The organism is Arabiibacter massiliensis (assembly GCF_902386925.1).
GTDB classification, from domain to species: Bacteria; Actinomycetota; Coriobacteriia; order Coriobacteriales; family Eggerthellaceae; genus Arabiibacter; species Arabiibacter massiliensis.
The window spans coordinates 92,063-105,774 of the sequence record NZ_LR698996.1 but is presented as its reverse complement, the minus strand read 5'-3'; the positions used below and the strand labels follow the sequence as shown (position 1 = coordinate 105,774).

The window sequence follows — 13,712 nt, the reverse complement described above, 5'->3', positions numbered from 1 at the left end:
CCTTACGCCTCGGCCCTCGCCAGCACGTACTTCTGCGTGGCGGTGGCGCATACCTGGCCGTCCACGCTCGCCTCCACCTCGGCCACGCACAGCCGCGACGACGACTTCACGATGCGGCCCTTGAGCGTGAGCGTCTCGCCCGGCTCCACCTGGCGGCGGAACTTCGCGCCGTCGATGCCGGTAAGGAAGCCGATGGAGCCTTCCGCGCCGCGCTCCACCAGAATGCAGAACGAGGCCGCCTGCGCGAGCGCCTCCATGATGATGACGCCCGGCAGCACCGGATGCCCGGGGAAGTGGCCCGCGAACAGCGGCAGCGCCGGATCGACGTCGAGCTCCGCGGTCACCTGCACCCCCGGCTCGCACGCCACGACGCGGCTGACCCACAAGAACGGATCGCGATGCGGCAGCACCGCCTGAACGACGTCCCGCCCGCAAGGATATTCGATGTCCATGTTGACTCCTTCTTTCCTTCAAAAACGCACTGCCCGCACCTCGGTGACGCTGCGGCCTCGGTCGGCGGCAAGGGCAGAGCCCTTGCCCTACGTCGACCAGCGAGTCTGCCCCGCTTGAGGGCGGGGAGGCCGTGCAGTACGACGAGCTTTCGCGAAGTGTGCGAGGAGTGCTGCACGGCCTCCCCGCCCGCCCCGCAGGTAGAACTACCCCCGATACGGCGAAATAGCCAAAGAGGCGTTGTGTCCACCGAAGCCAAGGCTGTTCGACAGTGCCACCTTCTGCGGGTAGTCCGTCTTGGCCTCCGTCACCACCCTCACCGGGCACTCCGGGTCGGCCTCGGCGAAGCCGGCCGTAGGCGGCACGCAGTCGTTCATCACCGAGAGCGCGGTGACTATCGCCTCGATGGCGCCCGCAGCTCCCAGCGTGTGGCCCGTCGTGCCCTTCACCGAGGTCACCGGCACGGCGCGCCCCGCCTCCTCGCCGCAGAGCGCCAAGAGCGCCTTAGACTCGGTGGCGTCGTTCGCAGGCGTGCCGGTTCCGTGGGCGTTCAGATGCCCCAGGTCTGCCGGCGTGAAGCCGCCTTCCTCAAGCGCCTGGCGCATCGCGCGCGCCACGCCCTCGCCGCTCGGCTCCGGGGCCGTCATGTGGTAGGCGTCGCCGGTCGATCCGAAGCCCGTGACCTCGGCGAGCACCTTCGCGCCGCGCGCCTGCGCGTGCTCCAGCGACTCGAGCACCACCGCGCCCGCGCCTTCGCCCGCCACGAAGCCGGCGCGGCGCACGTCGAAGGGCAGCGACGCCTGGGAAGGATCCTCGGCCTTCGAGAGCGCCCCCAGGTTCGCGAACCCGGCCAGGCAGATGGGCGAGACGGACTCCTCCGAGCCGCCGGCTAGCGCCGCGTCGATGTAGCCGTGGCGGATGTCGCGCACGGCCGCCCCGATGGAGTGCGCGCCGGTGGCGCAGGCGGTAACCACGTTCAGGCACTCGCCCTTGAGGCCGTAGCGGATGGAGAGGTTGCCCGCCGCGATGTTGCCGATCATCGTGGGGATGAACAGCGGACTCACGCGCTTGGGCCCCTTCTCGGCCAAGGTGAAGAAGCCGCTCTGCAGCTCGTCGATGCCACCGATGCCCGTGCCGAACACGCACGCGATGCGCGTGGCGTCCTCGGCCTCCCTATCGAGCCCCGCCTGCGCCATGGCCTCGTCGGAGGCCACGATGGCGTACTGCACGAAGCGCTCGAAGCGGCGCGCCTCCTTCTTCGAGATACCGTGCTCAGTGGCATCGAAATCGCGCACCTCGGCGGCGATATGCACGTCGTAGTCGGCCGTGTCGAAGCGCGTGACCGGCCCGATGCAGCACACGCGGCCCATGACCGCGTCCCAGAGCGCCTGCACGCCCACGCCGGCCGGCGACACCGCGCCCATGCCGGTGATGACCACGCGGTGCGTGCCGTCCGCACGGCGCGCAGACGCCGCACCCGTACTGTTCTCGCTCATAGCGACATCCCTCCGTCGATGCATACGACCTGCCCGGTTACGTAGCCGGCCTCCTCGCTTGCCAGGAAGCGCACGAGCGCCGCCACGTCCTCGGGCGCACCCAAACGCTTGCTCGCGATGCGCTCCACGATGGTCGCGCGCTGCTTCTCAGAGAGCGCGTCGGTCATATCGGTTTCGATGAAGCCCGGCGCGACGGCGTTCGCCGTGATGTTGCGCGCGGCCAGCTCGCGGGCGAGCGACTTCGTGAGCCCGATGACGCCCGCCTTCGAGGCCGCGTAGTTCGCCTGGCCCGCGTTGCCGGCCACGCCCACGACGCTCGAGAGGTTCACGATGCGCCCGTAGCGCTGCTTCATCATACGCTGCGCGGCCGCCTTGCAGCAGTTGAACGTGCCTTTGAGGTTGACGTCGATCACCGCGTCGAAGTCCTCCTCCTTCATACGCGCGATCAGGCCGTCGCGCGTGATGCCGGCGTTGTTCACCAGCACGTCCACGCGCCCGAAGGCCTCCTGCGCCGCCGCGATGAGCGCCTCGGCCTCGTCCGCGCGGGCCACGTTGGCGGCTGCCGCGATGGCGCGCACGCCGTGCTCGGCCGCAAGCTTGTCGGCGAGTTCCTGCGCGCCGGCCAGGCCGCGCTCGCTCGAGCAGTTCACGCACACGTCGAAGCCCGCGCGCGCGAGCTCCTCGGCCACGGCGCGGCCGATGCCGCGGCTCGAGCCGGTGACGACCGCGCTTCTGCGCGGTGTTTCGGTTTGGTCGGTCATAGGGGTTCGCTCCTATTCGGAATCGGTCGTGTCGACGCGCGCGGCGAGGAACGCGTCGAAGCTCGCGCGGTCCTGCACGCAGGCACGCGCGGCGGTCTTGTCGATGCGCTTCACCAGATTGGCGAGCACCCCGCCGAAGCCCGCCTCCACGAACGTGTCGGCCCCGGCGCGGATAAGCGCCTCGACGCTCTGCTGGAAGCGCACGGGGCTGGTGAGGTGGCGCGCCAGGTGCTCGCGCGCGTCGGCGGCGGCGAGCGGCGCGGCGTCGACGTTGCAGATGAGCGGGATGCGCGCCTCACGGAACTCGACGTCCGCCAGGTAGGCGGCCACGCCCTCGGCCGCCTCGGCCATGAGCGGGCTGTGGAACGCGCCTGACGTGGCCAGACGCGACGAGCGCTTCCCCGCCGCCGCCCACGCCGCCTCAGCGCGCTCGACGGCCGCCGGGGCGCCCGCGACCACGATCTGCCCCGGGCAGTTGAAGTTCGCCGGCACCAGCACCTCGTCCTGCGCGCACTCTTCGCAGAGCGCCTCCACGCTGGCCTCGTCGGCTTTCAGCAGCGCGCTCATGGCGCCGGGGTGCGCCTCGGCCGCCTGGGCCATGAGCTCCGCACGCGCCTTCACGAACGCAAACGTGTCCTCGTCGGACAGTATGCCGCTCACGGCGAGCGCGCTCACCTGTCCGAGCGAGAACCCGAGCACCGCCGCCGGCTGCACCCCGCGCGCCATGAGCGCCCGCGCGATGCCCACCGACAGCGCGCACAGCGCCGGCTGCGCGAACCGCGTGTCGTCGAGCTTCTCCGGCGCGGCGTTCAGCACCAGGTCGGCCACGTCGTAGCCAAGCACGTCGGACGCGCAGGCGAACACAGCGGTCACCTCGGGCACGTCCAAGAGGTCGGCGCCCATCCCCGGCTTCTGCGCCCCTTGCCCGGAGAGCAGGAAGACGGGCGCGCCTGCGGGAACCGCCCCGATCATCGGGCGCCCCCGCGCGCCGCGTTGCGCGCCGCCAGCGCCTCGAGATCCATGCCGCCCAGAGCCTCGGCCTCCGCCACCATCGCAGCGATCGCGTCGGCCGCCGTGCCGCCCTCGTGCACGAGCGCCGCCGACTGGCCCGCCATCATGGTGCCGTTGTCCACGTCGCCCTCCACGGCGCGCTTGAGCGAGCCCGCGTACATGGCCTCCAGCTCGTCGCCGTTCGCGGCCACGTCGCCCTCCAGCTTGCGCACGGTGCGGGCGAACTTGTTCTTCAGGCAGCGCACCGGATGCCCGCTGCCGCGGCCCGTGACGATGGTATCGGCGTCCTTCGCGGCCAGCACGCGCTCCTTGTACGCGTCGGCGATGGTGCACTCCTCCACCGTGAGGAAGCGGGTGCCCACCTGCACGCCCTCGGCGCCCAGCGCGAAGGCGGCGGCCATGCCGCGCCCGTCGGCGATGCCGCCGGCGGCGATCACGGGAATGGACACCGCGTCGCGCACGGCCGGGATGAGCGCCATCGTGGTGAGCTCGCCGATGTGGCCGCCCGCCTCGGTGCCCTCGGCCACCACGGCGTCGGCCCCCAAACGCTCCATGCGCACGGCGAGCGCGCTCGAGGCCACCACGGGCACCACCTTGATGCCGGCTTCCTTCCACATGCCCAGGTAGTTCGCCGGACTGCCCGCGCCCGTGGTGATCACGTCCACCTTGAGCCTCGCCAGAAGCGCGGCCACCTCGGCGGCGTTCGGGTCCATGAGCATGACGTTCGCGCCCAGGGGCTTGTCGGTCATCGAGCGGGCTTTTGCCACCTGCTCCTCGATCCACGAAAGCGGCGCGCCGCCGCACGCGATGATGCCCAGGCCGCCCGCCTCGCTCACCGCGCCCGCCAGGCTCGCGTCGGCGATGCGCGCCATCGCGCCCTGCACGATGGGCGCCTCGATGCCCAAAAGCTCCGTAACCCGCGTCTTCATGCCGTGAACCCTCTCTTCCTCGTGCCGATGGAGCGCGGGCCCCCTGCGGGACCCGTTCGCCGTGCGCTATTTCAGGGAGTCGATGTGGGCGACCAGATTTCCCACCGTGTCGATACCCTCGGGCTCGCCGAACTCCACGTCGCACTTCTCCTCGAGGTCGCAGATGAGCTCGACCATGTCGAGCGAGTCGATGCCGAGCGACTCCAGCGTGGCGTCCTCGGTGACCTTCTCGGCCTCAAGGTCGAGGTTCTCCACAAGCACGTCCCTCACGATATCGATGGTAGCCATAGCGCGTCCTTTCACGTCCAAATTAGTTTGATAATCAAAGTATTTCCGCATCGGTAATGATACGGGGCCGCCCGACGCTCGGCAAGGCCCCCGCCGCACCCTTCACGATTTCTGCGCGCCGCCCGTCCCGCGCCCCTGATGTTTCACGTGAAACATCCGTACGCGCAAACAGATGTTTCACGTGAAACATCCGGGTTTGAACAGGGGCTACGCCTGCGCGTCGAAGAACCCCTTCACCTTCCCCAGCGCCTCGGCGAACACGCGCTCCTCCTCCTCGGTGAGGTCGGCGAGCGCCTCCTCGATCATCTGGTGATGGAACAGGTTGTGCGCGCGCAGCACCTGGCGGCCCTTCTTGGTGAGCGACACGAGCACCTTGCGCCGGTCGTCCTCGGCGCGCGTGCGCTCCACGAAGCCCTTCCTCACCAGCTTGTTCACCGCCGTGGTCAGCGTGGCCAGCGTCACGCCGAGGCGCGCGGCCACCACGTTCATGGGGTTCTCCTCGTGCAGCCCGACGGCCACGATGGTGTGCACCTCGGTGATGGTGAGCCCGTGCGTCAGGCGGTTGTCGAGCGACTGCTCCTCGATGCGCAGGATCGAGTTGAACGTGCCGGACAGCAGATCATCGATCTCCTCGCGCCGTTTGCGCGCCGCGTCGGCCATTCGCCTCCCCCTCTCGCTCGTCGTTTCACGTCCCCTGCATCATACCGCAATTAGTTAGATAATCAAAGTATTTCGCACGCGGCTCAAACGTTGCGCGCCAGGCGGAAGTCGAGCCTGCCTGCACGCGGATCGGCCGCCTCGAGCACGACGGCGAGGCGCTGCCCCAGGCGAAACGACGCGCCCGTGTCCTGCCCGACCAGCCGGTGCAGCACCGGGTCGAGCGCGAAGAACTCGCCGCCCAGATGCCGCATGGGCACGAGCCCCTCGGCCGTGTTGTCGAGGCGCACGAACAGGCCGTGGGCGGCCACTCCCGACACGACGGCCGAGAACGTCTGCCCCACGAACCCCTCGAGGTACTCGACGATCTTGAGCTCCTGCGACTCCCGCGCTGCCTTCTCGGCCACGCGCTCCATGTCCGAGGAGTGCTCGGCGATCCACGGCAGGGAAGATGCCTCCTGATCGAACCTCTCCGGGCGGCCGAACAGCTGGGCCTTGAGCATGCGATGCACCACGAGGTCGGGATAGCGCCTGATGGGAGACGTGAAATGCGTGTACGCCGCGCTCGCCAGCCCGTAGTGGGGCTCGCAGGAGGGGCGGTAGACGGCGCGCTTCATCGAACGCAGCAGAAGCGACGAGACCAGCTCGGCCTCGGGCCGGCCCGCGCTCGCCGCGAGCACCCGCTGCGCCATGTGCGGGTCCCCCTCGACGAACGCATCGACGTCCACGTCGGCGAACCAGGGGAACTCCTGGAACACGGGCACGAGCGCGGCCAGGCCGTCGGCCGCGGGCCGCTCGTGCACGCGGAACAGGCTCGGGAACCGCGCGTCGCGCAGATGGGCCGCCACCGTCTCGTTGGCGAGGATCATCGCCTCCTCGATGAGCGAGGTGGCCTCGGTCTTGCGCCGCAGGTCGATCGCCTCGGGGCGGCCCTCGGCGTCGAGCCGCACGCGCGCCTCCACCGTGGCGAAGTCGAGCCCGCCGGCCCGCTCGCGCAGAACCGCCCGCCGCTTCGCCAGGCGCGACAGCACGGCCAGGCGCCGCGAGAGCCCGTCGTCGTCCGCCGCGTCGTCGAGCAGCTTCTGCGCCTCGTCGTAGGACAGGCGCGCCTTCGAGCGGATGAGCGCGGGATAGAGCTCGTAGCCCACGAGCCGCGCCCCGTCGTCGAGGAACAGGTCGGCCGTCATCGTGCGGCGCGCCTCGCCGGGCTTGAGCGAGCACAGATCGCCCGAGAGCTCCTCGGGCAGCATCGGGATCACGCGGTCGACCAAATACACGCTCGTGGCGCGCCGCCGCGCGTCGAGGTCGAGCGAGCCGCCCCATCCCACGTAGTGCGAGACGTCGGCGATGTGCACGCCGAGCCGCCACGCCGCCCCGGCCGGCGCGCCCGGCAGCCCCTCGGCCGGCTCGAGGCTCACCGCGTCGTCGAAGTCGCGCGCGTCGGCCGGATCGACGGTGAACGCGAAGCGGTCGCGCAGGTCGCGATATCCCGAGGCCAGGGCCCCGTCCTCGTCGAGCACGGCGGCGCGCGCCTCCTCGAGCGCGCCCTCCGAGAACCGCGTCTCCAGCTTGTGCCGCGCGATCACCGTCTCCACGAACGCGCGCTCGTCGTCCGCGCGCCCGAGCACCTCCTCCACCACGCCGGTCGCGGCGGTGTGGCGCGTGGGGAACGCCGTGATGCGCACGCGCACGAGCGAGCCGTCCTCGATGTCGGGCCGCTCGGCGCGCATGGTGAAGACGTCGTAGGGGATGCGCGCGTCCTCGGGCACCACCACGCCGAAGGGCTCGGCCACCTCGTAGCGGCCCACGAGCGAGTCGTGCGCGCGGTCGACCACCCGCAGCACGCGCGCCGCCGGGCGCTCATGCGCGTCCCTGCCGCCGCGCCCGCCCTGCGCGGGCAGGGGCGCCACCTCCACGAGGTCGCCGTCGAAGGCGCCCGCCATCTTGGATTCGGGAACGTAGAACTCGCCTTCGGCCGTCCGCACGAAGCCGAAGCCGCCCGCATGGGCCGAGAGCACGCCGCGCGGGTTCGCCCGCGGACGGCGGCGCGTGTGGGACCGTGCGCGCGCCATGCCCTACCCCTTCACGAGGGACTGGGCCGTTTCGATCGCGAGCGTCCTCTGGTTGTCCTCGCCCTCGGCGAGCCCCACCGCCACGTCCGGCGTCACGCCCACGCCGTCGATGTCGTGGCCGAGCGGGCTTTTGTAGTACGCGGCCGTGTAGCGCAGCGCGCCGCCGAAGCTCAGATCGCGCGTCACCTGCACCGACCCCTTGCCGAGCGTGGTCGTGCCCACGAGCGTGGCGCGCTGGTTGTCGCGCAGCGCCACGGCGAGCACCTCGGCCGAGGCGGCGGTGTTGCCGTTCACCAGCACGACGAGCGGCTTGTCCGTGACGAAGTTGTCGGTGGCCGTCTTCGTGGACTCGTCCACCTCGCGCGTCTGGATCTTCACGAGGGTGCCGCTCTTCACGAAGAGGCTGGCCACGTCGACGGCCTGCGTCAGGTAGCCGCCGGGGTTGTCACGGATGTCGAGCACGAACGAGGTCGCGCCCTGCGCCTCGAGGTCGGTCACGGCCGCCTTCACGAGGTCGGCGGCGTTCTGCGTGATCTGCTTGAGGCCTATGTAGCCCACCGACCCCTCGAGCGAATGCTCCACGTTCTTCACCGTGGAGTTGGAGACGGCAAGCGTCGTGGTGTACTCCTCGCCGGCCTCGTCGTCGAGCGACGCGGCGCGCCGCCACGTGACGACCACGCTCTCGCCCTCGTCGCGCCGAAGCGCCGCCGCCACCTCGGTGGTGGTCCAGTCGTGCCCGCGATCGCCGTCGATGGCGACGACGAAATCGCCCTCGAGCACGCCGGCCGCCTGGGCCGACGACCCCTCGAACACGTCGACGGCATAGGCGCGCCCCTTGTACTCGGAGAACAGCACCCCCACCCCGGCGTAGCTTCCGGAGCTGTCCTGCACGAGCGCGGCGTAGCGCGCGGCGTCGTAATAGCGCAGGTAGGGGTCCTCGGTCGTGTCGGTCAGCGCCTCGAGCACGTTGGTCGTGGCCATGGACAGGTCGTAGGAGTCCAGGCTCTCCTGCTCGATGACGCCCTCCACCTCCTCGACGCGCGCGCCGAGGGAGTCGTAGGTGTCGCCCGAGGTGGTGGAGCCGGGGTTGCGGTCGACGTCCACCACGAGCGAGGAGAACCCGAGCGACTCGAGCAGGGGCGCCTCCCCGCGCACGAAGAAGCCGGCCGCGAACGCGACGCCCACCACGATGACCGTGGCGAGCGTCCTGATCAGGCGCACGTTGCGGGCCCGCGCCCTGCGCTCGGACGCCGCGAGGGTGGAGCTGTCGGTATGCTTCGCCATCAGCCCTGACCGCCGAAGCTAGACCTTCAGGTAGCGGCGCATGGCCAGAGCCGAGCCCAGAAGGCCGATGACCAGGCCCGCGCCCACCAGCACCGCGTAGATGAACAGAAACGCGGTCGCGCTGAGGTCGAGCGGCAGGAACATGAGCGCGCCCTGGAGCCTCGGCAGCGCGAGGTTGCGCAGAAGCTCGAGCACCCCCACCGCAAGAAGCGAGCCGATGATGGCGTGCATCGCGCCCTCCATGAGGAAGGGCCCGCGGATGAAGCCGTTCGACGCGCCCACGAGGCGCATGATGGCGATCTCCTTGCGGCGCGCCAGGATGGCCAGGCGGATGGTGTTGTTGATGAACACCATGGCGACGAACACGAGCAGGGCCACGAGCGCGATGCCGATGTAGCGCACGTAGGAGGTGAGCGTGAACAGGCGGTCGACCGACTGCTGGCCGTACTTGAGCGACTCGTCCACCGTGTCGTAGCCGTGGATCCGCTGGAACGTGGCGTCGGAGCGGATGGAGTCGGCCACCTGCTCCACCAGCTGCGGGTCGGACAGCTCCACCTCGATGGAGGCCGGCAGCGGGTTCACGCCGTCGAGCGTGTCGAGGATGTCCGAGGCGTTCGTCTCCTTGAACTTCTCGATGGCCTGGTCCTTCGTCGTGAAGCCCACGGAGGCCACGCCCTCGAGCCCCTTGATGGCGCTCTGCACCGTCTGGATGTCGGCCTCGGAGGCGTCGTCGGCCACGTAGGCCGTGATGGCCACCTCGTTCTCCACCGAGGACACCACCTTCTCCACGACGAAGCCGCCGACGAAGAACACGCCGATGATGAGCAGCGACAGGAAGATGGTGACGATGGAGCCGAGCGCGGTGGAAAGGTTGCGCGTGAAGCCCTTCAAGGACTCCCGTATGAAGTAGAAGAAACTAGACATCGAAGCCGTACACCCCCCGGTCCTGGTCGCGGGTCAGGTGCCCTCGGTCGAGCGCGATGACGCGCCGGCGCATGTTGTCCACCATCTCGCGGTCGTGCGTGGCCACCAGCACCGTGGTGCCCGTGCGGTTGATGCGCTCGAGCAGATCCATGATGCCCCGCGAGGTCTGCGGGTCGAGGTTGCCGGTGGGCTCGTCGCAGATGAGCAGCGGCGGGCGGTTCACGATGGCGCGCGCGATGGACACGCGCTGCTGCTCGCCGCCGGAGAGCTGGTCGGGGCGCTTGTTGAGCTTGTCCTGCAGGCCCACCAGACGCAGCACCTCGGGTACCTGCGTCTTGATGACGTGGCGGGACTTGCCGATGACCTCGAGCGCGAACGCGACGTTCTCGAACACGGTCTTGTTCGGCAGCAGCTTGAAGTCCTGGAACACGCAGCCGATGTTGCGCCGCAGATACGGCACGCGCCAGTTGCGCATGGTGGTGAGGTCCTCGTCGGCCACGTAGATGTGCCCCTGCGAGGGCTTCACCTCGCGGATGAGCATGCGGATGAACGTGGACTTGCCAGAGCCGGAATGGCCCACGAGGAAGATGAACTCGCCCGCGTAGATCTGCAGGGATATGTCGCTGAGCGCCGGCTTGTTGGGCTGGGCCGGGTACACCTTCGTCACATGGTCGAACGTGATGACCGGGGTGCCCGTCTGCTGGGGGATGTCGTCGACTTCCAGCACCGGCAGCGACGCTGACAGCTGCGACGTCGTCTGCCGCACCGGCGCCGCATGGGCCCCGCCGCGGCGCGCCGGGCGCGCAGGAGCCCCTTGGCTGATGTCGTTCGTCACAGAGTGCTCCGTTCAAATAGTGATGTACTGAGACGGGATGAATTCTAGCAGAAGCGTTATCGGGCCATAACCCTCTTCACAGCTTCGACAATCGCCCCCGACCCCAGGTTGAAGTAGTCGAGCAGCTCCTCGAACTCGCCCGATTTGCCGAACGCGTCGCGCATGCCCACGAACTCGGCGGGCGTCGGAAGCTCGCGCGCGAGCGCCTCGGCCACGGCCGACCCGAGGCCTCCCATCACGCTGTGCTCCTCGGCGACGACGACGCGCCCGGTCTTGCGCGTCGAGGCGAGGATCGTCTCCTCGTCGAGCGGCTTCACGCTGAAGGCGTCGATCACCTCGGCCTCGATGCCCTCCGCGGCGAGCGCGTCGGCAGCCTTGAGCGCCTGCTCCACCTCCACGCCGCACGCGACGATGGTGGCGTCCGCGCCCTCGCGCAGCACGTAGGCGCGGCCCATCTCCAGCTCCACCCCGTCGGCGTACACGGCCGGCACGCTCGCGCGGCCCATGCGCACGTACACCGGGCCGGGCGTTTCCGCGGCCAGGCGGATGGCGGCTGCGGCGGCTGCGTAGTCGGCCGGCACGAGCACGCGCATGTTGGGCAGGCCCCGCATGAGCGAGACGTCCTCGAGCATCTGGTGGCTGCCGCCGTCGGGGCCCACCGAGATGCCCGCGTGCGTGGGGGCGATCTTCACGTCGAGGTTGGAGTAGCACACCGTGTTGCGGATCTGGTCGTAGGCGCGCCCGGTGCCGAACACGGCGAACGAGCCCGTGAAGGCCACGTGCCCCGTGATGGCGAGGCCCGCGGCCACGTCCACCATGTTCTGCTCGGCGATGCCGCAGTTGAACAGGCGCTCGGGATACCCCGCATCGGCGAGCTTCTTCGTGGTGGTGGAGCCCGTGAGGTCGGCGTCCACCGCCACGACGGGCGCGCCCTCGGCGGCGAGCTTTGCGAGCGTCGCGCCGTACGCGGCGCGCGTGGCGCGCTTGACCTGGGACTCTTTCTCGTCTGCCAGCTTAATCACGGCCGGCCTCCTCTCCCGCGAGCGCCGCCAGCTCGGCCAGCGCCGTCTCGGCCTGATCGGCGTTCGGCGCCTTGCCGTGCCAACCCGCCTGGTTCTCCATGAACGACACGCCCTTGCCCTTCACCGTGCGCGCGATGAGCGCGTGCGGCTGAGCCCCGCGATCGGCCTTGGCCGCCGCGAGCGCCTCCACGAGCGCCGGGATGTCGTGGCCGTCCACCTCGCGCGCGTCCCAGCCGAACGCCTCGAACTTGGCGGCCAGGTCGCCCGGGTCGCACACGTCGGCGGTGTCGCCGTCGATCTGCAGGCAGTTGCGGTCCACGACGGCCACCAGGTTGTCGAGGCCCTGGTGCGCGGCGAACATGGCCGCCTCCCACACCTGGCCCTCCTGGCACTCCCCGTCGCCGAGGAGCGCGAACACCGTCTGCGGCTTGCCGTCGAGCTTGAGGCCGGCCGCCGCGCCCGCCGCCACGGAGAGCCCCTGCCCGAGCGAGCCGGTGGACACCTCCACGCCGGGCAGCTGGTTGGAGTCCGGGTGGCCCTGCAGCCGGCTTCCCAGCTTGCGCAGGGTCAGAAGCTCCTCGCGCGGGAAGTAGCCCGCCTGCGCGAGCGCCGCGTAGAGCGCCGGCGCCGCATGGCCCTTCGCCAGGATGAAGCGGTCGCGCTCCTCCCAGCCGGGGTTCTCCGGGTCGTGCTCGAGCACGCCGCCGAAGTAGAGCGCGCAGAGGATGTCCGCGCAGGAGAGCGACCCGCCCGGGTGCCCGCTGCCCGCCTCCGCGATCATGCGCACGATGTCAGCGCGCACCTCGTTCGCCCGCCGTTCAAGCTCGGTCATGCCTCAGTCCTTTCCTCGAGTGTCCCAAATGGGGACTGTCCCCGTTTGGGACATCTATTGCGAAACCCGCCACCGGTGATAGCCTATCACGAACTCGTCCAGATCGCCGTCGAGCACAGCCTCCACGTTGCCCGTCTCGATGCCGCTGCGCACGTCCTTCACCATCTGGTAGGGGTAGAGCACGTAGTTGCGGATCTGGCTGCCGAACGTGGAGTCCATGCGCTCGCCCCTCAGCTGCGCGAGCTCCTCGGCGCGCTTCTGCTCCTCCAGCTCGTAGAGCTTGGCCTTGAGCACGCGGAACGCCGCCTCCTTATTCTGCAGCTGCGACTTCTCGTTCTGGCACGTCACCACGATGCCGGTGGGCATATGGGTGAGGCGCACGGCCGAGTCGGTGGTGTTCACGCACTGGCCTCCCGGGCCGCTCGAGCGGTACACGTCCACGCGCACGTCGGCGGGGTTGAGGTCCACCTCGATGTCGTCGGGCAGAACGGGCAGCACCTCCACGCCGGCGAACGTGGTGTGGCGGCGCTTCTTGTCGTCGGTGGGGCTGATGCGCACGAGGCGGTGCACGCCGTTCTCGCTCTTCAGCATGCCGAAGGCGTTGCGGCCCTCCACCTGGATGGTGGCCTTGTCGAGCCCGATGCCGTCGCCCGGCACCACGTCGAGGATCGTGACCTTCCAGCCGCGCTTCTCGGCGTAGCGCGTGTACATGCGGTAGAGCATGTCGGTCCAGTCCTGGGCCTCCAGGCCGCCCGAGCCGGGGTTCACCGTGAGGATGGCGTCGCCCGAGTCGAAGCGCTCGCTGAACCACGAGCTGATCTCGAGCGCGTCGAGCAGCGCGTCGAGGCGGCCGAGCGCGTCGTCGGCCTCCTCGGCGAAGGCCTCGTCCTCGGAGGCGAGGTCGAACGCGGCGCGCGCGTCGTCGAGGAGCGCGGCCGCCTGCTCGTATTCCCCCACGGTGTCGCGCAGCACGCTCGCGCGCTTCGACACGCCCTGCGCGTGCGCGGCGTCGTCCCAGAAGCCGGGCGCGGCGCTCTCGGCGTCGAGCTTCTCGAGCTCGGCGCGCACGTCGTCGATATGCAGGTAGCCGCACGCCGCCTCGACGCGGCCCGCGGCCTCCTCCAGGTCCTTCTCGGTTCTCTCGGCCATCG

At 70.0% G+C, this 13,712-nt stretch carries 14 protein-coding genes; all 14 read right to left on the bottom strand.

The window, feature by feature from the left end; translation table 11 throughout:
• Nucleotides 1–2 precede the first annotated feature (2 nt).
• Nucleotides 3–452 (bottom strand): 3-hydroxyacyl-ACP dehydratase FabZ, encoded by a 450-nt coding sequence (gene fabZ, locus FX134_RS00465; protein WP_080797031.1) that lies wholly within the window; start codon nt 450–452, stop codon nt 3–5.
• A gap of 204 nt (nt 453–656) precedes the next feature.
• Nucleotides 657–1,946 (bottom strand): beta-ketoacyl-ACP synthase II, encoded by a 1,290-nt coding sequence (fabF, locus tag FX134_RS00460; protein ID WP_080797030.1) that lies wholly within the window; start codon nt 1,944–1,946, stop codon nt 657–659.
• Entirely contained in the window at nt 1,943–2,707 is a 765-nt protein-coding gene (fabG, locus tag FX134_RS00455) for a 3-oxoacyl-[acyl-carrier-protein] reductase (RefSeq protein ID WP_080797029.1), read from the bottom strand. The genes fabF and fabG overlap by 4 nt, the downstream gene beginning before the upstream one ends.
• Before the next feature lie 12 nt (nt 2,708–2,719).
• Nucleotides 2,720–3,679 (bottom strand): ACP S-malonyltransferase, encoded by a 960-nt coding sequence (locus tag FX134_RS00450; RefSeq protein WP_080797028.1) that lies wholly within the window; start codon nt 3,677–3,679, stop codon nt 2,720–2,722.
• Nucleotides 3,676–4,647 (bottom strand): nitronate monooxygenase, encoded by a 972-nt coding sequence (locus tag FX134_RS00445; RefSeq protein ID WP_080797027.1) that lies wholly within the window; start codon nt 4,645–4,647, stop codon nt 3,676–3,678. Before FX134_RS00445 ends, FX134_RS00450 begins: the two co-directional genes overlap by 4 nt.
• 66 nt (nt 4,648–4,713) lie before the next feature.
• Nucleotides 4,714–4,935 (bottom strand): acyl carrier protein, encoded by a 222-nt coding sequence (locus FX134_RS00440; RefSeq protein ID WP_080797026.1) that lies wholly within the window; start codon nt 4,933–4,935, stop codon nt 4,714–4,716.
• Between the two features lie 207 nt (nt 4,936–5,142).
• The gene (locus tag FX134_RS00435) at nt 5,143–5,595 is read right to left on the bottom strand and encodes a MarR family winged helix-turn-helix transcriptional regulator (RefSeq protein WP_080797025.1); all 453 of its coding nucleotides are present in this window, start codon (nt 5,593–5,595) and stop codon (nt 5,143–5,145) included.
• Nucleotides 5,596–5,678: 83 nt separating this feature from the next.
• Nucleotides 5,679–7,664: a ribonuclease R gene (rnr, locus tag FX134_RS00430; protein ID WP_080797024.1), complete on the bottom strand. Its 1,986-nt coding sequence runs from the start codon at nt 7,662–7,664 to the stop codon at nt 5,679–5,681.
• A 3-nt stretch (nt 7,665–7,667) separates the two neighbouring features.
• Nucleotides 7,668–8,948, bottom strand: a complete 1,281-nt coding sequence (locus FX134_RS00425; protein WP_080797023.1) for a S41 family peptidase — start codon at nt 8,946–8,948, stop codon at nt 7,668–7,670.
• 18 nt (nt 8,949–8,966) lie between these two features.
• The gene (ftsX, locus tag FX134_RS00420) at nt 8,967–9,872 is read right to left on the bottom strand and encodes a permease-like cell division protein FtsX (RefSeq protein ID WP_080797022.1); all 906 of its coding nucleotides are present in this window, start codon (nt 9,870–9,872) and stop codon (nt 8,967–8,969) included.
• The gene (gene ftsE / locus FX134_RS00415) at nt 9,865–10,707 is read right to left on the bottom strand and encodes a cell division ATP-binding protein FtsE (RefSeq protein WP_080797021.1); all 843 of its coding nucleotides are present in this window, start codon (nt 10,705–10,707) and stop codon (nt 9,865–9,867) included. Before ftsE ends, ftsX begins: the two co-directional genes overlap by 8 nt.
• Before the next feature lie 56 nt (nt 10,708–10,763).
• Nucleotides 10,764–11,729: a transketolase family protein gene (locus FX134_RS00410; protein ID WP_080797020.1), complete on the bottom strand. Its 966-nt coding sequence runs from the start codon at nt 11,727–11,729 to the stop codon at nt 10,764–10,766.
• A complete protein-coding gene (locus tag FX134_RS00405; protein WP_080797019.1) occupies nt 11,722–12,561 on the bottom strand; it encodes a transketolase in 840 nt (279 codons plus the stop codon). Before FX134_RS00405 ends, FX134_RS00410 begins: the two co-directional genes overlap by 8 nt.
• Nucleotides 12,562–12,615: 54 nt before the next feature.
• A complete protein-coding gene (gene prfB / locus FX134_RS00400; protein ID WP_080797018.1) occupies nt 12,616–13,710 on the bottom strand; it encodes a peptide chain release factor 2 in 1,095 nt (364 codons plus the stop codon).
• Between the last annotated feature and the right edge of the window lie 2 nt (nt 13,711–13,712).